This is a genomic window from Salinifilum ghardaiensis (assembly GCF_054491345.1).
This window is the reverse complement of sequence record NZ_CM137101.1, coordinates 2,985,023-3,006,510: the sequence shown is the minus strand read 5'-3', so window position 1 is coordinate 3,006,510 and position 21,488 is coordinate 2,985,023. Positions and strand designations below refer to the sequence as shown.

The following is a 21,488-nucleotide window of genomic DNA, read 5'->3' as shown; positions in this document are numbered from 1 at the left end:
CGGACCGCGATCCGTTCCCCGGCGAACGCGGGGCTGGGGAACCGGAGCGGGAGCTCTCCACCTGCCGCGCGGCCCGTCAGTCCGCGAGGAAGCCGGTGACCAGCGCACCGGCCGCAGCGCGCCGTTCGCGGAAGTACGCGTGCCGCGCGCCGGGCAGGAGGTGCACCCGGGAATCGGGGATGCGGGAGGCGAGCAGCGCGGCGTTCTCGGCCGGGGTGAGCCGGTCGTCGTCCCCGTGCAGGATCAGCGTCGGCGCGGTGATGCGCGGCAGCGCGTCCCAGGCGTCGTGCCTGTTGCTGGCCACCAGGTGGTTGCGCTTCGCCCGGGGCGGCATGGCGGGGTCGCCGAGGACCGGGTGCGGTCCGGGGTTCCGGGCCAGCCACCCGGGCGTGAACATGAGGTCCAGCAGGGCCTCCCGCGCCGCGTCCGGATCCGACTGGGCCAGCGCGCGCCGCACCGCCGCGTCGCGCTCCACCGCGTGCCGCCCGCCCGGGGAGGTGCAGCCGAGCACCAGGCGCCGAACGCGCTGCGGGTGCTCCGCGGCGAGCCACTGGGCGACCCGGCCGCCCATCGACGTCCCGTACACGTCGGCGCGCTGCACTCCCAGGTCGTCGAGCACGGCGACGACGTCCGCGGCGAACCCGCGCGTCGAGTAGGGCTCCTCGGGAGCGCCGCTGCCGCCCGTTCCGCGGTAGTCCACCGTGACGGTGCTGCGGATGCCGTGGAAGTCCTCGCGCACGCCGTCCCACCAGCGGTGGTCGTTGCCCTGCCCGGCCAGCAGCACCAGCGGGGAGCCGGTGCCGCGGTGCTGGTAGGCCAGCGCCGTGCCGTCCGCGGCGTGCGCGGTCGCGCGGGTCCCGTCCTCGGCGCGAGTCATCCCGTTCCTCTCCGGTCAGTGCCTGCGCACGCCGTCCTCTCGGCGGAGGCCGTGGTTTGGAGAATGCTCGGATCGGCTGTTGAGGGTGGGCAGCTGGGAGAAACCTCCGACTCCCAGTCGCCCCCGACTTCCCGCTCCGAACAGCGGGCCGGAGCAGCACCTTACGGGGTTGTCCTCGCGAGGCGGCGCCGGAGGAACCGCGATGGGGCGTTCTGCATGCGCGGGAGGAAGCGGCTGCGCCGCTTGCCTGGCGGGCCGGTGCGGCCCGAGCACGGCCGCCGATTCGCGCGGTCACTTGTCAAACCTCCGCGGGCAGCAGGCGGTCCAGGTTCTCCTGCGCCAGCTCCGCGAGGTTCGGCTCACCGCCGTGGTCGCGCCAGATCTCCACGGCGACCCGGAAGGCCGTGGTCGCCGCGGCGGCGCCGAGCCGCACCCGCGCGTCGTCGCGCGGGCGCCCGCTGCGTTCGGCGAGGAACCCGGCCAGCAGCGCCTCGAATTCGGCGAGCGCGCTGAGGAACGGGCCTGCCAGCGCCGGCACCTCCGTCAGCAGCCGCACCCGCTGCAGCTGGCGCTCCCGGTCGTCGTCGAAGAGAGGGTCGAGCAGGCGGAACGCGGCGCACACCGAGTCCCGGTACGGCTCGCCGTCCGGCCGCCGGTGCAGTTCCTCCTCGGCGAGCGCGTAGGCGTCGCGCGAGCGGCCGAGCACGACGTCCTCCTTGGCGGTGTAGTAGCGGAAGAACGTGCGCCGGGAGACCAGGGCCTCCTCGCAGACGGCGTCGATGGGCGTCGCGTCGTAGCCGTTCTCGGTGAACAGGCGGATCGCGGTGTCCTCGATCGCGGCTCTCGTCAGTGCCTTCTTGCGCTCGCGCAGGTCCATGGTGCCCGGATCCTCCCCTTCTCGCCCGAAACATGCTACCGCATTGACAAGTGGCACGGTGTGTCATTTCCTGGACGTGCCTCGGACACGCCCCGGGGTGAGTCGCGTCCGCAGGGAGGGAGCACGAGGATGGCATCCGGGTTCACCGTCGACGAGGTCGATTTCGAAGCCTTCTACCAGGGGAAGTCGCCGGTGGAAGGAGTGGAGGTGCCGTTCGGCCGGGTCCCGTGGGACATCGGCGAGCCGCAACCGGCCGTGGTGGCCGCCGCCGACGCCGGGCAGCTGCGCGGCGCCGTGCTCGACGCGGGCTCCGGCACCGGGGACAACGCGATCTTCCTCGCCGACCGCGGGATCGCGGTGACCGGGGTCGACGGGTCCGAGACCGCTGTGGCCACGGCCCGCCGGCGGGCCGAGGAGCGCGGCGCTGACATCGACTTCGTGCACGCCGACGTCACGACGATGGACGGCGTGCCGGGCCCGTTCGACACGGTGCTGGACAGCGCGCTGTACCACTGCCTCGACCAGGAGGAGCGCTCCGCCTACTCCGCGGCGCTGCACCGGGTGACCGCCCCGGGCGCCGAGCTGCACGTGTTCTGCTTCGCCGATCGCGGCGAGGGCTTCCGGATGGCGGATTCGATGACGGTCAGCCCCGCGGACCTGCGCGAGCACCTCGGCGCCCACTGGGACGTCCGGGAGATCGCGGAGACCGAGTACACCACGGCGTTCACCGTCGAGGAGCTCGAGCGGACCGGGCTGGAGGCGCTGCGCCAGGCGGGGATGACCGTGAACCCGGAGGTGGCGAGCACCGATGAGCGTGGCCGGATCCGCGGGCGGATGTGGCACCTGCGCGGCGTGCGCCGCTGAGCGGGCGGCAGACGTCAGCGCGCGGTGCGCCGGGCCGTGCGCGCTGACGTGCTCGCACGAGCGCCCGGCGGTGGTGTCCGGACCGGGGGCGGTCACCGTCACGGGGCGGGCGGTGCGGAGCGCAGACCTCCGAGCAGGCGGCGCAGCACCGCGGCGTATTCGGCGCGCAGCCGGGCCTGGTCCGCCGCCTCGGGTGATCGCGGGCCTTACAGCCGGAACAGGCGCGCCGCGTTGTCGTGGCAGACCGCCCGCAGCCAGTCGGGGCCGAGGTCCAGCCGGGCCAGCGCCTCGAGGGCGTGCGAGTACGGGTAGGGGATGTTCGGGAAGTCGGTGCCCAGCAGGATGCGGTCGCCCAGGGCGGACAACCGGGGCAGCAGCGCGCGCGGGAACGGCGCCTCCTCCTCGATGAAATCGGTGAACACCATGGTCGTGTCCAGCAGCACGCCCGGGTGCTCCGCGGCCAGGTCGAGGAACTCGCGGTACTCCGGCATGCCCAGGTGCGCCACCACCAACCGCAGCCGCGGGTGCCGGGAGAGGAGGCGCCGGATCGGCTCCGGTCCCGTGTGCGTGCCGGGTCGGGGGCCGGATCCGCAATGCGTGACCACGGGAACGCCCGCCTCGGCCAGCTGCCCCCACACCGGGTCGAGCACCGGGTCGTTCGGGTCGTAGTCGCCGACCTGGATGTGCGACTTGAACACGCGGGCGCCGCTGCCGAGCGCCCGGCGGACGTAGTCCGCGGCCCCGGGCTCCGGGAAGAACGTCGCGGTGTGCAGGCATTCCGGTGTCCGCGCGGCGAAGTCGGCGCTCCAGGAGTTCAACCATTCCGCCATGCCCGGTTTGTGCGGGTACACCATGGAGGTGAAGGCGCGCAGGCCGAATCCGCGCACCGTCTCCAGGCGCGCGTCCTCGTCCTGCCGGTACCGGACCGGCCACGGTCGCCCGACCAGCGGCCCCGCGGCGGCGAAGTACTCCCAGACCTTCGCCAGCACCCGCTGCGGCATGAAGTGCGTGTGCACGTCGATGAGGCCGGGCAGGCCCAGCTCCCACCAGAACCGGTGCACCGCGGTGCGCTCGTCCGCGTCCACCACCGTCCGCTCCTCCCGTCGTCCTGCGCGCTGCCGCCGCGCAAACGGTCCCTCCCGGCAGTCTCCCAAGCCGCGCAGCGCGGCGGGACGCTGCCCTGCGAGCGCTGCGGAACCGCCCGGTGTGGGCGGGGCGCACCTGCGCTCGCCGCCCGAGCGGTGCCGGATCCCGCTTACGCTTCGGGTATGGCCACTGAATCGCACGGCCCGCCGCGCAGGGCGGGCGACCCCGTCCGGGCGGGGGTTCCGGAGCACGGTCGCGTTCCGCGCTACTACGCGGTCAAGACCGCGCTGCTGGGGCTGATCGAGGACCTCGAGGAAGGCGCGGAGCTGCCCCCGGAGCGGGAGCTCGCGGAGCGGTTCGACGTTTCGCGGGTGACGCTGCGCCAGGCCGTCGGTGAACTGGTGCTGGAGGGGAAGCTCCTGCGCAGGCAGGGGAGCCGGACGGTGGTGGCGGGGCCGAAACTGCTGCAGCCGTTGGCGCTGGTCAGCTACACCGAGGGGATGCGCGCGCAGGGCATCGAGCCGGGGCGCACGCTGATCACCGCGGAGGTGGTGGGGGCCGACGAGCAGCTCGCGGCGGACCTGGGACTGGCCGCCGGCGGGGAAGTGGTGCACCTGGAGCGCGTGCTGCTGGCCGATGGCGAACGCGTCGGCCTGGAGTCGACGTACCTGCCGCGCCGGCGGTTCCCGGACCTGCTCGGCGAGTTCGATCCGGACAGCTCGCTGTACGCGTTCCTGCGGGAGAAGCTCGGAGTCGTCTTCGACGAGGCGGAGGAGCGGATCGAAACGGTGCTGGCCACCCCGCGGGAGGCGTTGCTCATCGGCACGAACCCGTCCGTGCCGATGATCCTGCTGCACCGCGTGTCGTGGTCCGACGACGGGGAACCCGTCGAGCGCGTCCGCTCGCTGTACCGGGGCGACCGGTTCTCCTTCGTGACGCGACTGCGTCCCGGAAACGGCCCCGGCCCCGGAAACGGCCCCGGCTCCTGAGTCAGGGCAGCAAGCCGGTCTCGCGCGCCGCGTTGAGGGTCTGCACCCTGTTGTTCGTGCCCAGCTTGCGCATCGCGGCCTGCAGGTAGGCCCGGACCGTTCCGGGAAGGATCTCGAGCCGTTCGGCGATCTCGCTGTTCTTGCAACCCTCGGCTACCTGGGTGAGCACCGCGAGCTCGCGCGGGGACAGGTGCACCGCCGGTGTTCTCGTGACGCGCTGCAGCGGGCTGCGCATCCGCGCGCAGACGTCCTGCAGCCGCTGCTTGAGCTCTTCGTCGGTGACCGCGTCGGCGATGGCCACGAGCTCGTCGTGCGCGCTGCGCAGGCGCTGCAGGGCGGGAACCGCCCCGCCCGGGGCCTCTCCCGCGGTCCCGGGCGCTTCCGGGGTCGCGCTCGGCGCGGCCTGCGCGGTGTCGGCGATCCCGCGGGCGCCGGTGCGCACGGCCCACCGCGCGCACCGGCGCACGGCGAGGTCGGCGGCGCGCACCGTCCGGTCGCCCAGCGGGACGTCCTGCCGCAGCGCCCCGTAGATCACCGCGCGGACGTCCTCGCCGACCGTCAGCGGGACGGCGAAGATCGCGCGCAGCCCCTCGGTCCGCACCGCGGGGTCGTAGTCGTGCGTGATGCCCCGGGCCAGGGTGTAGTCGCGCACCCACACCGGGCTGCGCATGCTCATCGCCTTGCCGCCGAGGCCGAGTCCGCTCCGGATCTCCAGGTCGCGCAGGACTTCCGTGCGCGCGCCGCAGGTGCGGGTGATGGTGAACCCCGCCGACTCGGGGGTGGTGATCCCGCCGAAGCTCGCGTCGACTTCGGTGGCGGCTCGGATGTCGGCGAGCACCTGCTCGAGCCGGGCGTGATCCAGTCCTCTGGGCTGGTGGTCCATGCCTCCCCCTGCACCGCCGGCGGCAGCTGCTCCGGTGCAGCTGATCCCACGAGGGTCCGGGAAGACTACCCAGCGCACAGGGACGTGTCGAGATCCGTTGGCAGCAGCGCGCGACCGGCCTCCGGCGGGACGGAGCACCGGGGGTTGCACCGCTCCGACCGCGGCGGAAACCCCTCCGGCGCCGCACTACTGACGAACGTCAGTAGTGCGGCGCCGCGTCGGAGCCCATCCTCACCTGCGATCTGTTGCCCCGTGCGAGCTCGCGGACACCCGCCGTGTCGTGCGTGCTGAAAGGAACGATCGATGGCACAGGACTCGCAACCGCCGCACCTGGGGGACGGGCGATCCGATCTGGGGCGGCGCCGGTTCCTAGGCTACCTGCTCGCCGCTCCGACGCTCGTGTCGGCGGCGGAGCTGGTGGCGGGGAGGTCCGGTCCGGAGGCCGCGGCCGCGGTCCACTCCCCACCGCAGCCGGCGGAGATCTACGACCTCAACGACATGCTGACCGATGCGGCCCGGCCCACTTCGAACCTGATCACGGTGCAGGTCAACGACGACGGCACGGTATCGTTCGCCCTGCCCCGCGCGGAGGTCGGGCAGGGGATCACCACCTCCACGGCGATGATCATCGCGGAGGAGATGGACCTGCCGGTGGAGAAGGTCCGCATCAGCCTCGCCGATGCCCGTCCGGAGCTCGTGTTCAACCAGCTCACCGGAGGGTCGAACACGACGATCGCGACCTACAACCCGATCCGCGTCGCCGCCGCCATCGCCAGGGGGAGCCTGCTGCGAGCCGCCTCGGCCCAGCTCGACGAGGCCGTCGCGAAGCTGACCCCGCACGGAGGTGTGATCAGCGCTCCGGGCGGCAGGAGCGTCGACTACGGGGAACTGGCGGAGAAGGCCGCGGCCGGGCGGACGCGGCAGGTTTCCGCGCAGTTGAAACCCTCCGCCGATTTCTCGGTGATCGGAAAACCGCAGAACCGCATCGATGCGCGCGACATCGTCACCGGTCGCAAGAAGTTCGCCACGGACCTGCACGTCCCGGATGCGCTGCCGACGATGGTCTGCCGCCCGCCCAGGCTCAACGCGCCCGTCGAGTCGGTGGGCAACCTCGACCGGGTGCGGCGGATGCCGGGCATCACCGACGTCGTGCCCGTGTCGACCGGCGTTGCCGTGCGCGGGAAGACCTTCGGCCAGTGCATCGACGCCGTGCGCGCGCTGGAGGTCTCCTGGGGCGCGGGCAGCGTCGACGGCGAGTCCGACGCGAGCGTGCTGGAGAAGCTGAAATCCGGCGAGGTTCCGCTGGCCGTCCCGGACGTGGACCCCGCGGCGAAGACCCTGGAGGGCGAGTTCACGTTCTACTTCAACAGCAACAGCGCGCTCGAGCCGAACAGCGCGATCGCGGACGTCAGACCCGACCGCGCCGAGATCTGGAGCGGGTTGAAGGTACCGATCGCCGCGCAGGGGCTCATCGCGGAGAAGCTCGGGCTGCCGCAGAACGCGGTCGCGGTCCACGTCACCGAGGGCGGCGGGTCGTTCGGGCGGAAGCTGTTCCACGACGCCGCGATGGAGGCCGCCGAGATCTCGCAGGAGCTCGGCAAACCGGTCAAGTTGATGTGGCACCGCACCGACGACTCCCGCCACGGGCGCACCCACCCGATGAACACCTCCCGGATCCGGGTCTCCTACTCGGGGGAGGACGTGCTCACCTACGAGCAGCGGCACACCAGCGTGGCCACCGATTTCACCCACGGGTTGGGCGAGATCGTCACCGCGATGGCCTCGAAGCTCCCGCCCGGTGTCGCGAACCTGACGCTGTCCGAGACGATCTTCGCCACCACGCAGCACGTGCCCTACGAGTTCGGGGTGGCCGACCAGCTGCTCAACGAGGTGTTCACCTACGACGACTTCCCGACGGGCAGCATGCGCAACGTCTACTCGCCGAACGTGACCTGCGCCCGGGAGCTGATCGTGGACCGGCTCGCCGGTGAGATGGGCGAGGACCCGCGCGATTTCCGCCGCCGGTTCTTCAAGGACGACCGCGCCCGGGCGGTGCTCGACGAGGTGGCCGAAGCCGGGGAGTGGGGCAGGGAGATGCCGGCCGGCACGGCGCAGGGCATCGGGTTCCACGCCGAGTACTACGGGGTGAACGCCGTGCTGGTGGAGATCGACTGCCGCCCGGAGACGACGGGGCGGCGGATCCGCGACGCGGTGACCGGACCGCGGGTGACCAGGGCGGTGTCCGCTGTGGACGTCGGGCTTCCGGTGAATCCGCGGGGGCTGGAGGCCCAGATGATGGGGTGCCTCATGGACGGCATCGCGCTGGCGCTGACCTCGAGCCTGCACCTGCAGGACGGCCTGTTCCTGGAGGGCAGTTGGGACGACTACTTCTACACCCGGCAGTGGAACGTCCCGCCGGAGACGAACATCATCGTCATGCCGCCCACCACCGGCGAGCCCGGCGGTGCCGGCGAGCTCGGCGTCGCCTCCTCGATGGCCGCCGTGGCCTGCGCCTACGCGCGGGCCGTCGGCGAGATGCCCACCAGATTCCCCATCAACCACGACACGCTCGGGTTCGACCCGAAGCCGAAGGAACCGCCGCTTCCGCCGTCGCCGACGGACGGGCTGAAGTACGCGTACTGAGGAGGAACTCGTGCCCGAACACTCTTTCATCCTGAACGGCGAGCGCGTCACCGTCGACGTCGAGGACGACGTGCGGGTGCTGTGGGTGCTGCGCGACCTCCTCGGCATCACCGGGCCGAAGTACGGGTGCGGCATCAACGTCTGCAAGGCCTGCACGAGCCACTACAACGGCAAGGCGTTCAACCCGTGCTCGGTGCCGGTGTCGGCGATCGGTGAGGACGACGAGATCACGACGATCGAGGGGCTGGCTGACGCGGTCGGCGGGGACCTGCACCCGATGCAGGACGCCTGGCTCGAGCAGGACGTCTCGCAGTGCGGCTACTGCCAACCGGGGCAGATCATGGCCGCCGTCGCCAAGGTCAGGCAGGCGCGGGCCGAAGGCCACGAGGTCCGCGACTCGGACCTCGACGAGATCCGCAACATCTGCCGGTGCGGCACGTACCCCCGCATCCGCGAGGCCATCAAGAAGGGGGCCGGGAGGATGTAGCAGCAGGACGCCGCCGCAGGATCCCCGCGGCGGCCCGCACCTCAGCGCCGACCCCCGCGATGATCCGGAGCACGAGCTCCGCGTCGTGTCGCACCTGCATCAACGCCGGGTCGACGGCATCGTCCTCGCGCCGTCGGCAGACCCCGAACGGACGGTGCGCTACCTCGCGGAGAACAACACTCCCTGCGCTCTCGCCGACCGCGTGCTCGGCGCCGGCCACGACCAGGTGTGCGCCGAGAACACCGAGTCGACCGCGGAGCTGGTTGATCACCTGGCCGGCCTCGGCCACAGCCGCATCGCCTTCATCGCCGGGATCACCGGCCTGAGCACGACCACCGAGCGGCTCGCCGGCTATTGGGAAGGGTTGCGGCGCAACGGCATCACCGCTGTTGCGGACCTGCACCGGGAAGGCTCCTCCGAAGTCGAGTCCGCTCGCCGGGCTGCTGAGGACCTGCTGCGGCTGGAACAGCCACCGACAGCGATCATCACCGCGAACAACGCGATGACCATCGGCTGCATGCACGGGATCCGCAACCTCGGTTGGGCCGTTCCCGACGACGTGGCGCTGGTGGCCTTCGACGACTTCCCCTGGGCCGAGTTGTTCGCACCGCGGTTGAGCGTGATCTCCCAGCCGAGTCACGACATCGGGGCCGAGGCGGTGCGGCTGCTCATCGACTGCCTCGACGACCCCGACCGCGCACCCGTCGAGCGCAGGCTCGAGTCGCGGTTCGTCCACCGCGACTCGTGCGGGTGCCGCCGCTGACCAACGCCGCGGCACGGGCGCACCGCCGCGAGGGACTCGCCGTGGAAGGACCTCGCCGGGGCCCTGGTCCGCCCGGTGGGGCCGCGGCGGCGGTGCGGCGGCACCTCGTGCGACCTCGGGGCGGGAAGGCCCGAGCGCCGCTCAGCGCCCGGGCTCGTCGAAATGCCCCCGCAGTGAGCGCCGGGCACCGTCGAGGTGCTCGCGCATCCGCGTCACCGCGCCGTCCGCGTCGCCGGCCGCCAGGGCGTCGAGCACCGCGGTGTGCTCCGCGGCGATCCGGTCGTGGCCGAGGGTGTGGCGCGTCTGCACCATGCACAGGTGGATCTCCCCGCGGATGGCCTGGTACAGGCGGGTGAGGCGGGGGCTGCCAACCGCGTCGACGAGCAGCTGGTGGAACCGCAGGTCGGCTTCGGCGAACGCGCTCGGCGAATCGGTGTCGCGCAGGGCGCTGAAGTCGGTGACGGCGCGTTCGGCCGCACGCACGGGTGCGGTGCCCCGGGCGCCGAGCGCCCGCACGACTTCGAGTTCCAGCGGGGTGCGCACCAGGAAGACGTCCTCGACGTCCGCGGGTCCGAGCTGCGGCACGGTCGCGGGCTTGTTGGCTTCGCGGCGCAGCAACCCCTGCTGGACCAGTGTGGACAGGGCGCTTTTGGCAGTGGGGCGGGAAACTCCGTAGTCCGCGGCGATTTCGTTCTCGGCCAGGGTCGTGCCGGCAGTCAGTTCGCCGTCGAGCACCCGCTCGCGCAGCGAGGCGATGAGCGCGTCGACGACCGACACCGTCGCCAGTGGTTGTCCCGCAGTGCGCGCCATGGCGCCTCCTCGACGATCCGGTCGTGCCTCTCCGGAGCCCCCGCGAACACCTGCTCGAGCTGTTGACAGTTCGACAGGCAGAGGTCATTGTCTGGCAATCGTACGTGAGCTGAGCCACCACGTCTGCCGCTGCTGGACGATCGAGGAGGGCCGATGGAGGCCTACGAGCAGACCTACGCCCCGCTGTGGGGGTCGCTCGGGTGGAGCGCGCTGATCGCCGCTCTGCCGCTGCTGACGCTGTTCGTGCTGCTCGGAGGGATGCGCTGGAAGGCCTGGAAGGCCTCGCTCGTCGCACTGGCCGCGGCCGTCGCCGTGGCCGTGCTCGGCTACGGCATGCCGCCGGTGCAGGCCGCGCTGGCGGGGACCGAGGGTGCCGCGTTCGGACTGGTGCCGATCCTCTGGATCGTGCTCAACGCGATCTGGATCTACAAGCTGACCGAGCTGACCGGCTGGGACGGAGTGCTGCGCCGGGCTTTCGGTTCGCTGTCGGACGACCAGCGGATCCAGGCGGTGATCATCGCCTTCTGCTTCGGCGCGCTGCTCGAGGCGCTGGCCGGGTTCGGCACACCGGTGGCGGTGTCGGCGGCGATGCTGGTCACGCTCGGGGTGCGGCCCATCCGCGCCGCCGCGGTGGCGCTCGTGGCCAACACCGCCCCGGTGGCCTTCGGCGCGGTGGGCGTGCCGATCACCACGCTCGGCGAGGTCACGGGTCTGGACGCGGCCGAGCTCGGCGCCGTGGTCGGCCGGCAGACGCCGGTGCTGGCCGTGGTCGTTCCGCTGATCCTCGTGTTCATGGTGGACGGTCGGCGGGGGCTGCGGCAGACGTGGCCGGCGGCGCTGCTCGGCGGTGCGGTCTTCGGCGTGGCGCAGTTCCTCGCCGCCAACTTCATCGCCTACGAGATCGCCGACGTCGTGGCGGCGTTCGCCGGCGCGTTCGCGGTGGTCGGCCTGCTGCGGGTGTGGCAGCCGAGCGAGCGGCTGGCCGTGACGCGGCAGGTGCCCGTCGTCGCCGGCGGGGACGGCACGGCGCCGAGCGAGGAGTTCGACACCGCCATGGACCGGCGCGAGGGGAAGGGCTCCGCGCTGCGGGCCTTCGCGCCGTACTTGATCGTGGTGGGCCTGTTCGCGGTGACCACCTTCGGGGCGGTGTCGGACTGGCTGTCGGAGCACGCCACGTGGGAGTTCGCGTGGCCGGGTCTGCGCGTGCTCGACAGCTCCGGTGCTCCTGCCTCCAGCACCGCTTTCGAGTTCGAGCTGTTCAACGCGGGCACGGTGCTGCTGGTGGCGGGCGTGCTCACCGCCCTGATCTACCGCGTGCGGGCGGCCCGGGCGCTGCGCAGTTACGGCGACACCCTCGGGCAGTTCCGGTGGACCATCGTCACGGTCTCGTCGGTGCTGGCGCTGGCCTACGTCATGAACTTCTCCGGCCAGACGGTGACGCTGGGGCTGTTCCTCGCCCAGGCCGGCGGCGTGTTCGCCCTGCTGTCCCCCGTGGTCGGTTGGCTGGGCGTGGCCGTTACCGGCTCGGACACCTCGGCGAACTCGCTGTTCGGGTTGCTGCAGATGACGGCTGCCCAGCAGACGGGACTGTCGGAGCAACTGCTGGCCGCGGGCAACAGCTCCGGAGGCGTCGTGGGGAAGATGATCTCGCCGCAGAACCTGGCCATCGCCGCTGCCGTGGTGGGGTTGGAAGGGCGCGAGGGGGAGCTGCTGCGCCGCACCGTCGGCTGGAGCCTGGCGCTGCTCGCCGGCGTCTGCCTGCTCGTGGCGCTGCAGGCCACCCCGGTGCTGGGCTGGATGCTGCCGTGATGGCGGTGTTGTGGATACCACCTTTCCACTCTAATGATAATGGTACCCATTTTCACATATGCTACGAGCATGGATCTTCCCGAACCGGCGGCACCGACGGCAAGCCTGCCCACCTTCCCGCACGCGGCCGACCTCCTCGACGAGCTGCGCCGGCTCAACGACCGGCTGCAGCAGACCGACCTGCGCCCCTCCGCGGAGACCGACGCGCTCTTCGGCCGACTGGTCGAGCTGTGCACCTCGGCCGATGAGCGGACGGCCGGCGAGGTGTTATCCCGACCGGATTCCACCGCGCTGCTGCACTCCCTGCGCCGGCTCAGCGCTGAAGGGGAGACACGGCTCGAACAGCACTGGGCGCGCGAGCTGCTCGGGTCGGCCGCACCGTGGGCGGTCCTGAACCGGTTCCCGTACCTGGACAACTACCACGACCTCGTCCGCGTCGAACGCGCCGCGGCCGCCGCCGTCGGTGCGGGCGAACCGCGCTCGGTGGCCTTCCTCGGCGCGGGGCCGTTGCCGTTGACCGGTCTCGTGCACGCCCACCAGCACGGAGCGCGCGTGGTCCACGTCGATTGCGACGAGGGGGCCTGCACCCTGGCCGCCGGGGTCGCCCGCGCGCTGGGGTTGTCCGACCGGGTCGGCACCGTGCACGCCGACGCGGTCGCGGCGGCGCAGCGCGACGACGTCGCCCACGCCGATGTCGTCGTGCTGGCCGCGCTCGTGGGCGAGGACGGCAGTTGCAAGAGGTCCGTGCTCGACGCGCTCGCCCGGCGGCTGCACCCGCGGACGACGCTGCAGGTCCGCTCGGCGCACCGCATGCGCGCCGCCCTGTACCCGGTGATCTCGGCGGACGAGCTGCACGGGTTCCGCCCGCTGCTCGAGGTGCACCCGTGCAACGAGGTCGTCAATTCGGTGCTCGTGGCGCGCCCCGCCTGATCGGCGAGCACGTCGGTCTCGCCCGCGGGCGAGACCGACGTGCTCAGCCACGGCCCGCGCGCGTCAGGCCGGCGACGACGCCGAGCAGGAGCAGTCCCACCACGGGCACGGCCACCGTCCACGGGGCGATTTCGGCGTAGTCGAGCGATTCCGAGAGCATCGCGCCCCACTCGGGCGAGTCGTGCGAACCGGCCAGGCCGAGGAAGCCGAGGCTGGCCAGGGCGAGCGCGTTGTGCGGGATCCTGATCAACGCGTGCCGGGACACGGCCGGGAGCACGGACGGGATCAGGTGCCGCACCAGGATCGTCGCGGTTCCCGACCCGCTGGTCACCGCCGCCTGCACGAACCCGGAGGCGCGGACCTCGGCGGCCAGGGTGCGGCTGTGCACCGCCAGCGGGATCCACGCCACGAGCCCCACGGCCACGGCTGAGCTGAGCAGACCCGGGCCGGTCACCGCAACGAGGATGATGCCCACGAGTACCGGGGGCATCGCGTTGAGCACGTCGGCCACCCCCGCGCGCGAGCGGGTGCCGAGCGTGCCGGCGAGCACGCCGACGACCAGCGCGACGAGGCTCACCGCGAGCGCCACGCCGATGCTCACCAGCGCCCCGTGGGCGAATCGGGCGAGCATGTCGCGGCCCAGCTCGTCGGTGCCGAAGGGGTGCGCCCCCGTCGGCGCGCTCAACCGCTGTTGCAGCACGACGGCGTAGGGGTCGCGCGGCAACCCGACCGCGACGGCCGCGCACAGCACGGTGGCCACGGCCAGCGCCCACCGCGGAGCACCCCGCGCACCCCGAGCGCTCGGGGACATGCCCGCGGTGCGCAGCGCCGGCCCCAGCAGCGCCCGGTGCGCCAGGATGCCCAGCGCTCCCAGCCCGAGTCCGAGGAGGACGAGAACCGCCACGCACGCCTGCACCAGCGGCAGGTCCTGCGCGAGCACTCCCTCCAGCGCGGTCGCGCCCAGCCCGGGGATGGTGAAGATCGTCTCGATGAGGATCCCGGAGCCGAGCAGTCCGACGAACAGCAGCACCACCTGCGGCAGCGCGATCGCGACGGCGCGGTGCGCCAGCGCGCCGGCCAGGGCCGTGCGGCGGAAACCGGCGGCGCGCCACGTGCGCACCCACGGTTCGGCCAGCGTGCTGTCCACGGCGGAGGACAGCACGCGGCTGAGCACGCCGGCCGCGGGCAGGCCGAGCGCCAGGGCCGGTAGCGGGATGTTGCCCGGACCCGACCACCCGGACGTCGGTGCGAGTCCCCAGTGGACGGACACGACCGTGAGCAGCACCGCCGCCACGAGGAACTCCGGCAGCGCCGCGAGCACTGCGCCAGCAGTCGCCGCGCCGGTGCCGGTCGGCTCTCCGGTGCGGGCGGCGCGCCACAGGCTCGGGGCGAGCACCAGCAGCGCGCCGACGAGGCAGACGGCACTGGCCGCCGCCGCCAAGGTCGCCGAGATGCCCAGCGCCTGCACCACCCCCGGTGCGACGGGGGCGCCGGTGATCCAGGACCGGCCGAAATCGCCCTGCAACGCGCCCGCCAACCAGTTAACCGTACCGGTGAACGGGTCGTCCGGGATGCCGGCCTGCTGCCGGATGCGTTCCAGTACGGCGGGATTGAGCTCCCGCTCGGCCGATCGGGCGCGCAGGATCGTCTGCGCGGGGTCGTCGCCGCTGAGCCACGGCAGCGCGCCGACGAGGAACGCCAGGCCGGTCAGCGAAGCGAGAACGACCAGCGGCCCCCGCAGTGCGGGGGCCGCTGCGGCAAGGCGGAGCGCGGAACTCACGCACCGACCTCCGTTTCCTCGGTGATCAGACGGCGGTCGAAGCTGTCCTCGGCGACGCCGCGCACATGCTGCTGCAGTCCGATGCGGGTGCGCTCGTGCGCCAGCGGGAGGACCGCGTCGGTGCCGAGCACGCGTTCGGCGATCCGCGTCGCGTCCTTCTTGCGCTGCTGCGGGTCGGCCCGCTTCGCCTCGGCCACGGCGGCGTCGATGGCCGGGTCGCACAACTGCGAGAGGTTGTAGCTGCCCTCGCACGTCCAGTCCGTGCTCAGGTAGCTCACCGGATCGCCGGTGTCCACGCCGTACGAGCGGGTCCCGATCACGACGTCGTAGGCGCCGCTGAGCAGGTCCGACTCCATCGTGGAGTACTCCTGGACCACGACGTCCTCGACGCGGAATCCGGCGGAGCGCAGCTTTTCGGCGACCACGCTCGCCGTCTCGGGCAGTTCCGGGCGCTCGTCGTAGGTCGCGACCCGGATCGGTTTCCCCTGCGGCTCGTCCGGAGGCGTCTCCCCGCGCTGCGGATCGTCCTCCGCCCAAGGACTGGCGGGGCCGAACAGGCCGCGAGCCGGGTCGGCCTGTCCGGAGTAGACGGACTCGGCGATCGCCCGCCCGTCCACGGCCTCGCGCGCGGCGGCTCGCAGGCCGGGATCGGTGAACGGCCCCTGCTGCGTGTTCAGGTGGGTGCTGATCAGCCGCGGCAGCGGAAAGTCGAGCACCTTGTGGTCGGACAGTGTGGCCGTTTGCGAGGCCGGAACGGCGTCGACGACGTCGACTTCGCCGGCGCGCAGGGCCTTCACCCGGGTCGAGCCGTCGGCGATGAACCGCACGTCCACTCCTGAGGACTTCGGCGCACCGTCCCAGTACTCCTCGTTGGCGCTGAGCGCCGCGCCCGTGCTCCCGTGCACCTCGTCGAGCACGTACGGTCCGGTGCCCGCCCGCACCGGATCGGGGGCCTCCGGGTCCTCGCGGTAGGCGGCGGGGGCGAGGATGGCGAGTTCCGGCGCCGAGAGCCGGTGCGCCAGGATCGGATCGGGCCGCTCGGTGGATACTTCGAGAGTGCGTTCGCCGGTGGGATTCGCGCTCAGCTCCACGCCGTCCAGCGAGCGGGGCGGCGTCGGGGCTTCGGCGGCGTGCCGGAGCGCGGCCGCGGTGTTCTCGGCGGTGAGCGGTGTGCCGTCGTGGAAGGTGACTCCGGGCCGCAGCGTCAGCCGCAGCGTGTCCGGCTCGGTGCGCTCCCAGCTTTCCGCGAGTCCGGGCTGCGGCGATCCGCTGTCGTCCATGACGGTGAGGGTCTCGGTGGCTCCGATCTTGCTCAGCAGCACGGCGTCGTCGCTGTAGGGCGACATGTCGGCGGCGGGTTGGAAGGCCAGCCCGACGCCGATGCGGTCGTCCGCGCCGTCACCGCCGGTGTTGGCGAAGCAGCCGGAGAGCATCAGCGCTGTTCCTAAGAACACCGCCGCGTCGCGGATGCGTTTCGTGCGCGCGAGCACGGGCGCACACCTCCTTCGGGTGGGGGAAACCTTTCGCACACTATCGAAAATGGTTTTCAAGTTGAAAGCCTGCAGGAGAGCGACAGCAGAGTGATCCCGCCCACGGCCGGCAGTGCGGCCAGCACGAGCCACGGCACCGGGGCGGCGGGATTGGGATGCGCGGCCATGTCCAGCAGGCCACCGGCGACCCCGCTGCCGATCAGCACGGCGAGCCCGCCGGCGGAGGCCAAGAAGCCGTAGTACGAACCGAGGTTGTCCTCACCCGCCAGCCGCGGCACCAGGTCCTGCGCCAGCGGTACCGCGAGCATCTGACCGCACGTCAGCAGCACGACGAACATCACCGCGGGCAGCACGTCGAACGGAGCCGGCTCCCACGGCGTCCAGGCGGCCACCGCGGCGAAGGCGGAGCTGAGCAGTCCGAAGCCGAGGGGCAGGGCCCGCGTCGCGCCCAGCCGCGAGCGCGCCCAGGTCGCCACCGGCAGCTGGCCGACCACGACGATGAGGGAGGCCAGCGCGAACATCCAGCCCAGCGCCGACTCCGCGCCGACGCGTCCGAGTTCCGCGGGAAGCGCCAGGTAGAGCTGATTGTAGCTGAGCAGGTAGGCGCTGTAGGCAGCGGCGAAGACGAGGAACGTGCGGTTGCGCGCGATCCGCGACCAGCCCTGCAGCAGCGGGCGGCGGCCGTTCCCGCTGCTGAGCGGCAACCAGCGCGCGTGCGCTGCGAGGACGAGCACGAACACGCCCGCCGCGATCCAGCAGGTCAGTCCGAAGTCGACGGTTAGGAGCGCGGAACCGAGCAGTGGTCCGGTGACCGATCCGATTTCGCCGAAGATGGCGAACAGCCCGAACAACTCGGTGCGGGTGATGGCACCCCGCTGCTCCAGATCGGAACCGTAGGAGGCCAACGCCGACTCCACGGCGGGGGAGAAAAGCGCGGCGGCGAATCCGATGAGGACGGTACCGATGATCACCGTGGAGAAGGCGGAAGCGGTTGCCAGCACCACGAAACCGAGGACGCGCAGGGCGCAGCCGGCGAGGACGGTGGGGCGCACGCCGTAGCGGTCGGCCAGGGCACCGCCCACGACGAACATTCCCTGCTGGCTGAACGTGCGCACACCGAGCACGATTCCGATCGCCCAACCGGCCATCGCCAGGTCCTCGGACAGGTGCACGGCCAGGAACGGGACCACGAGGTAGAACCCGATGTTGAACACCATCTGCGTGGCCAGCAGCAACCGGACGATCCCGGGTAGCCGGGCCACATGGCCGAGCAGGGACCAGCGCTGCACGAGCGCCTCACGCCGAGTGCTGGTAGTGGTCAAGGAGCAGCTCCTTCGGAAAGTCGCGGGGTTTCAAGCGGAATCCAGGCGCGGGATGGCGCTGATCAGGGCACGGGTGTAGTCGTTCCCGGGCGAGCGGAACACGTCCTCGGTGCGGCCCTCGTCGACGATCCGGCCGCGCCGCATGACCACCACCCGGTCGCAGGCTTCGCGCACCGCCGCGAGGTCGTGCGTCACCAGCAGCAGGCCGAGACCGTTGTGCTCGCACAGTTCGCGCAGCAGGCGCAGCACGTGCAACCGCACGGAGGCGTCCAGCGCGCTCACCGGTTCGTCGGCGAGGAGGAGCCGGGGTTCCGGGGCCAACGCGCGGGCGATCGCGATGCGCTGGCGCTGACCACCGGAGAACGAGTCGGGATACCGCTCGGCCACCTCCGGTGCCAGACCGACGGTCCGCAGCACCTCGGCGACGCGCCGGTCGTGCGGTCCGGGAACTCCGAGACCGCGCAGCGGTTCTGCGACGGCGGTGCCGACGCGCATCCGCGGGTTCAACGAGGACCAGGGGTCCTGCGGCACGGCCTGCACCTCGGAGCGGTACCACCGCAGCCCTCGCGCACGTCCGGTCCGCACCGCGCGACCGCCGTAGGTGACGCGGCCCTCGTCCGGGGTTTCGAGGCCGAGCAACAACCGCAGCAAGGTCGACTTGCCGCCGCCCGATTCGCCGACGAGCCCGACGCGCTCACCGGGGGCCAGCTGCAGCTCCACCCCGTCGACAGCGCGGACGCGGCGGCCGGGCCGGAGCGGTCCCGCGTGCGGATCCCGGTACGTGCGGAGCAGCCGCGTCGCCTGCAGGGTGCTCAAGTCGTGACCTCGCGATCCGCGTCGTCGTTGAGGGCCAGGGCGCTGTCGACGAGCGCGGCCGTGCGGGGGTGCTGCGGGCGGTGCACCAGTTCGCGCACGGAGGTGTCGTCGACGACGGCGCCCTCGTGCATCACCGCCACGCGCGAGCACAGCTGCGCCACGACCGGCAGGTCGTGCGAGATGAACAGCAGCGCCGGCCCGTCGTCACCGCTGGTGACCTCGTCGAGCAGGTCGAGGATCTCCGCCTGCACCGTCACGTCGAGCGCCGTGGTCGGCTCATCGGCCACGAGCACCGTCGGCCGGCAGGCCAAGGCCATCGCCAGCGCGACGCGTTGCCGCTGCCCGCCGGACAGCTGCGGCGGTGCGCACCGGGCCACGCGTGCCGGTTCCGGGAAGCCGACGCGGGAGAGGAGTTCGCGGGCGGCTGCGCGCGCTTCGGACGACCGCATGCCGCGGTGGGTCCGCAGCGGGGCGGCGATCTGACGCTGCACCCGCACCAGCGGGTTCAGGGAGGCCACCGCGTCCTGGAAGACCATGGCGATCGAGGAGCCGCGCAGTCGTGCCCACTGCGCTTCGGGCAGGCCCAGCAGCTCGCGTCCACCGAGCCGCACGCTGCCGGTGGTCCGCGCGCCGGGTGGGAGCATGCCCAGCAGGGAAAGGGCGGTCAGGGACTTGCCGGAGCCCGACTCGCCGATCACGCCGAGCCGTTGGCCGGGGTGCAGGCGGAAGTGCGCGTCGTCGACGAGCCTCCGGCCGCCGATGTCGACGGAGAGGGCCTCGACCTCGAGGGCGGGAGGCCGCTCGTGCGCCCCGTTCGTCGGAGTCGTGGCTGGGTGGGGCTGATCAGCTGTCACGGAACAATGATAATCATTTGCAAGAGCAGTGGAAGTGCGGCCTCCGGCTTCCCGCTCGCTTGGCCGTGCACCCTGCTGACCAGGTTGGAAGCGCTGTGCGTCCGGGCTTCTAGCGCCCGCTGTTCGGTTGTGTCAACCCGTCCGCTTCGTCGGCATGGGACCTGCGCCACATAGAATGCCCGCCATGGCACTTGTGGAACGTTCTCTGTTGGGCCCGGGGCCGTCGAACGCCTACCCCGAGGCGACCGCGGGTCTGGCGAGCCCGATGCTCGGGCATCTGGATCCCGAGTTCCTCGCGATGCTGGACGAGACCGGTGACCGTCTGCGGCAGGTGTGGGGGACGCAGAACCTGCGCACCCTCCCGCTCTCCGGGACCGGTTCACTCGGAATGGAAGCCGCCTTCGTCAACTTCGTGCGTCCCGGTGACGTCGTGGTCGTGGCGGTGAACGGACTGTTCGGGGAGCGGATGTGCGATGTCGCTTCCCGCTACGGCGCCGAGGTGGTCCGCGTGGACCACGCCTGGGGCCAGCCCGTGGACGTCGACCGCGTCCTCGAGGCGCACCCGTCGCCGTCCCTCGTCGCCGCCGTGCACGCCGAGACGTCCACGGGCGTGCGCAGCGACATCAAGCGGCTCGGTGCCGAGCTGCGCCGGCGCGACGACCGCGCGCTCCTGCTCGTCGACTCCGTGACCTCGATCGGTGGCGAGCCGATGCAGCTCGACGAGTGGAACGTGGACATCGCCTACGCCGGCACCCAGAAGTGCCTCGGCGTGCCGCCGGGGCTCGCGCCGTTCACGGTTTCCGAGCGGGCGTGGAACCGCCGGGTGGAGCGGCCGACGACCTGGTACCTGGACCTCGGGCTCATCGGTGACTACGTGACCGGCGGGTCCTCCGGAGGCCGCGCGTACCACCACACCGCCCCCACGGCGATGGTCGCGTCCCTGCACGGCGCGCTCGGGCGCGTGCTGGAGGAGGGCATGCCCGCCGTGGCCGAGCGGCACCGCTCGGCCGGGGAGGCGCTGCAGGCGGGCCTGCAGGAGATGGGCCTGGAGCTGTTCGCCGCGGAAGGGCACCGGCTGCACCAGCTCACCAGCGTGGTCGTGCCGGAGGACGTGGACTCCGCCGACGTGCGCAAGCAGCTGCTCACCGACTACGGGATCGAGATCGGCGGTGGCGCCGGTCCGTACGCCAACAGCGTGTGGCGCATCGGTCTCATGGGGCCGAACGCGTGCCTGAACCGCGTTGAGCTGCTGCTCGGCGCTCTGCGCAGGGTTCTCGGACGCTGACCTCGCGGTGGGCGCGGCGGGCCACCGGCTCGGCGGGGTCTGCCGCCGAGCCGGGCTCCGGCCTCCGCCGCAGCCGCGCGGAGGCAGCGCGGTCGCACGGGGCGGACCGGACCCGTTCGCGGGACCGGTGCGCCCCACGTCTGCGCCGGTCGCCGCCGGCTGCGCGCCGGGAGGCGACCGCTCACCGGCCGATGCCGGACGTCTCCGCGGCCTCGCTCGCAGCGGTGCGGCCGCGCCGGCCCCGCCAGTACCGCCACAGGCGTCGCGCGACCTCGCTGAGCAGCATCAGCGCGCAGGCCAACCCGATGCCGAACGCGAGGGAGGAGAGCCCGTCGCCGCCGAACGCGGCACCGCCGAGGTAGCCCACGAGCGTCCACCCGGTGGCCCAGAACCCGGCGGCGAGGACGTCGAACAGCGCGAACTTCCGCCACGGGTAGCGCACCCCGCCGAGGGTGAGGGTGGTCGCGGTGCGCACCCCGGGGACGTACCGGGACGCGAGCAGCACCTGCCCGCCGCGCTCGGTGAGGGTGGCATCGGCCCAGGCGAAGGCCGCCCGGCCGCGGGGGCGGGAGCGCAGGCGGGCAGCCAGCCACTGGCCGAACGGGCTGCGCCCGATCAGGTACGCGACGTGGTCGCCGAGGAACGCGCCCGCCGTGCCCGCGGCGATGATCGCCGGCAGGTCGGGGGAGTGGGAGCCGGCGAGCACGGCCGCCGTGACGAGGGCCGTCTCGCCCGGGACGACGGGGAAGAACCCGTCGAGCCCCGCGAGGGCGAGCAGCACCAGGTACACCCAGGGCGAGGCGATCACCTGCTCGAGCAGGTCCAGTGCGGCACCGCTCACGCGTCCGCCCCCTGCGCCCGGACCCCCGCGGGAAGGCGCGGGGGCGGGGCGGCCGCGGCGACCGGCGGCCGCGGCGGGGAGT

At 72.5% G+C, this 21,488-nt stretch carries 18 protein-coding genes and 1 pseudogene; 8 read left to right on the top strand and 11 right to left on the bottom strand.

The annotated features are described in order from the left end of the window. Nucleotides 1-76 precede the first annotated feature (76 nt). Both ACVGV0_RS13695 and ACVGV0_RS13690 read right to left on the bottom strand, forming a co-directional pair. Entirely contained in the window at nt 77-877 is an 801-nt protein-coding gene (locus ACVGV0_RS13695) for an alpha/beta fold hydrolase (protein ID WP_459156058.1), read from the bottom strand. Between the two features lie 298 nt (nt 878-1,175). Further along, a complete protein-coding gene (locus ACVGV0_RS13690) occupies nt 1,176-1,754 on the bottom strand; it encodes an acyl-CoA-like ligand-binding transcription factor (RefSeq protein WP_459156057.1) in 579 nt (192 codons plus the stop codon). Nucleotides 1,755-1,883: 129 nt separating this feature from the next. Between ACVGV0_RS13690 and ACVGV0_RS13685 the strand changes: the two genes are divergently transcribed. Continuing rightward, the gene (locus tag ACVGV0_RS13685) at nt 1,884-2,618 is read left to right on the top strand and encodes a class I SAM-dependent methyltransferase (protein WP_459156056.1); all 735 of its coding nucleotides are present in this window, start codon (nt 1,884-1,886) and stop codon (nt 2,616-2,618) included. A 206-nt stretch (nt 2,619-2,824) separates the two neighbouring features. Here the strand turns inward: ACVGV0_RS13685 and ACVGV0_RS13680 are convergent, their stop codons facing one another. Next, nucleotides 2,825-3,706, bottom strand: coding sequence for an amidohydrolase family protein (locus ACVGV0_RS13680; protein ID WP_459156055.1), 882 nt, complete (start codon nt 3,704-3,706; stop codon nt 2,825-2,827). A gap of 180 nt (nt 3,707-3,886) precedes the next feature. On the opposite strand from ACVGV0_RS13680, the gene ACVGV0_RS13675 reads away from it, so the two are divergent. After that, nucleotides 3,887-4,693, top strand: coding sequence for a GntR family transcriptional regulator (locus ACVGV0_RS13675; RefSeq protein WP_459156054.1), 807 nt, complete (start codon nt 3,887-3,889; stop codon nt 4,691-4,693). Between the two features lies 1 nt (nt 4,694). Here the strand turns inward: ACVGV0_RS13675 and ACVGV0_RS13670 are convergent, their stop codons facing one another. Beyond that, entirely contained in the window at nt 4,695-5,576 is an 882-nt protein-coding gene (locus ACVGV0_RS13670; protein ID WP_459156053.1) for a helix-turn-helix transcriptional regulator, read from the bottom strand. 303 nt (nt 5,577-5,879) lie between these two features. Between ACVGV0_RS13670 and ACVGV0_RS13665 the strand changes: the two genes are divergently transcribed. The 3 genes and pseudogenes from ACVGV0_RS13665 to ACVGV0_RS13655 all read left to right on the top strand — a co-directional run. Then, on the top strand, nt 5,880-8,219 hold the full coding sequence (locus ACVGV0_RS13665) for a molybdopterin cofactor-binding domain-containing protein (RefSeq protein ID WP_459156052.1): 2,340 nt from the start codon (nt 5,880-5,882) through the stop codon (nt 8,217-8,219). Between the two features lie 10 nt (nt 8,220-8,229). After that, nucleotides 8,230-8,706, top strand: a complete 477-nt coding sequence (locus tag ACVGV0_RS13660) for a (2Fe-2S)-binding protein (protein ID WP_459156051.1) — start codon at nt 8,230-8,232, stop codon at nt 8,704-8,706. A gap of 61 nt (nt 8,707-8,767) precedes the next feature. Further along, a pseudogene (locus ACVGV0_RS13655) lies at nt 8,768-9,469 on the top strand (substrate-binding domain-containing protein); the annotation flags it as partial. 141 nt (nt 9,470-9,610) lie between these two features. Here ACVGV0_RS13655 and ACVGV0_RS13650 read toward each other — a convergent pair. Beyond that, the gene (locus ACVGV0_RS13650) at nt 9,611-10,279 is read right to left on the bottom strand and encodes a GntR family transcriptional regulator (RefSeq protein ID WP_459156050.1); all 669 of its coding nucleotides are present in this window, start codon (nt 10,277-10,279) and stop codon (nt 9,611-9,613) included. Nucleotides 10,280-10,432: 153 nt separating this feature from the next. Here ACVGV0_RS13650 and ACVGV0_RS13645 point away from each other — a divergent pair, with 153 nt between their 5' ends. After that, nucleotides 10,433-12,088, top strand: coding sequence for an L-lactate permease (locus ACVGV0_RS13645; RefSeq protein WP_459156049.1), 1,656 nt, complete (start codon nt 10,433-10,435; stop codon nt 12,086-12,088). 69 nt (nt 12,089-12,157) lie between these two features. Continuing rightward, nucleotides 12,158-13,018, top strand: a complete 861-nt coding sequence (locus tag ACVGV0_RS13640) for a nicotianamine synthase family protein (RefSeq protein WP_459156048.1) — start codon at nt 12,158-12,160, stop codon at nt 13,016-13,018. A gap of 43 nt (nt 13,019-13,061) precedes the next feature. On the opposite strand, the gene ACVGV0_RS13635 is transcribed toward ACVGV0_RS13640, so the two are convergent. The 5 genes from ACVGV0_RS13635 to ACVGV0_RS13615 are packed head-to-tail and all read right to left on the bottom strand — an operon-like array spanning nt 13,062 to nt 19,280. Next, complete coding sequence (locus ACVGV0_RS13635) at nt 13,062-14,798, bottom strand: ABC transporter permease subunit (protein ID WP_459156047.1); 1,737 nt, start codon at nt 14,796-14,798, stop codon at nt 13,062-13,064. Then, on the bottom strand, nt 14,795-16,288 hold the full coding sequence (locus ACVGV0_RS13630) for an ABC transporter substrate-binding protein (protein WP_459156046.1): 1,494 nt from the start codon (nt 16,286-16,288) through the stop codon (nt 14,795-14,797). Before ACVGV0_RS13630 ends, ACVGV0_RS13635 begins: the two co-directional genes overlap by 4 nt. A 56-nt stretch (nt 16,289-16,344) precedes the next feature. Continuing rightward, the gene (locus ACVGV0_RS13625; protein WP_459156045.1) at nt 16,345-17,610 is read right to left on the bottom strand and encodes an MDR family MFS transporter; all 1,266 of its coding nucleotides are present in this window, start codon (nt 17,608-17,610) and stop codon (nt 16,345-16,347) included. 30 nt (nt 17,611-17,640) lie between these two features. After that, a complete protein-coding gene (locus tag ACVGV0_RS13620) occupies nt 17,641-18,402 on the bottom strand; it encodes an ABC transporter ATP-binding protein (RefSeq protein ID WP_459160012.1) in 762 nt (253 codons plus the stop codon). Nucleotides 18,403-18,422: 20 nt separating this feature from the next. Further along, the gene (locus ACVGV0_RS13615; protein WP_459156044.1) at nt 18,423-19,280 is read right to left on the bottom strand and encodes an ABC transporter ATP-binding protein; all 858 of its coding nucleotides are present in this window, start codon (nt 19,278-19,280) and stop codon (nt 18,423-18,425) included. A 184-nt stretch (nt 19,281-19,464) separates the two neighbouring features. On the opposite strand from ACVGV0_RS13615, the gene ACVGV0_RS13610 reads away from it, so the two are divergent. Continuing rightward, nucleotides 19,465-20,565, top strand: a complete 1,101-nt coding sequence (locus ACVGV0_RS13610) for a pyridoxal-phosphate-dependent aminotransferase family protein (protein WP_459156043.1) — start codon at nt 19,465-19,467, stop codon at nt 20,563-20,565. A gap of 181 nt (nt 20,566-20,746) precedes the next feature. Here ACVGV0_RS13610 and ACVGV0_RS13605 read toward each other — a convergent pair whose 3' ends face one another. Next, on the bottom strand, nt 20,747-21,406 hold the full coding sequence (locus tag ACVGV0_RS13605) for a DedA family protein (RefSeq protein ID WP_459156042.1): 660 nt from the start codon (nt 21,404-21,406) through the stop codon (nt 20,747-20,749). Nucleotides 21,407-21,488 lie beyond the last annotated feature (82 nt).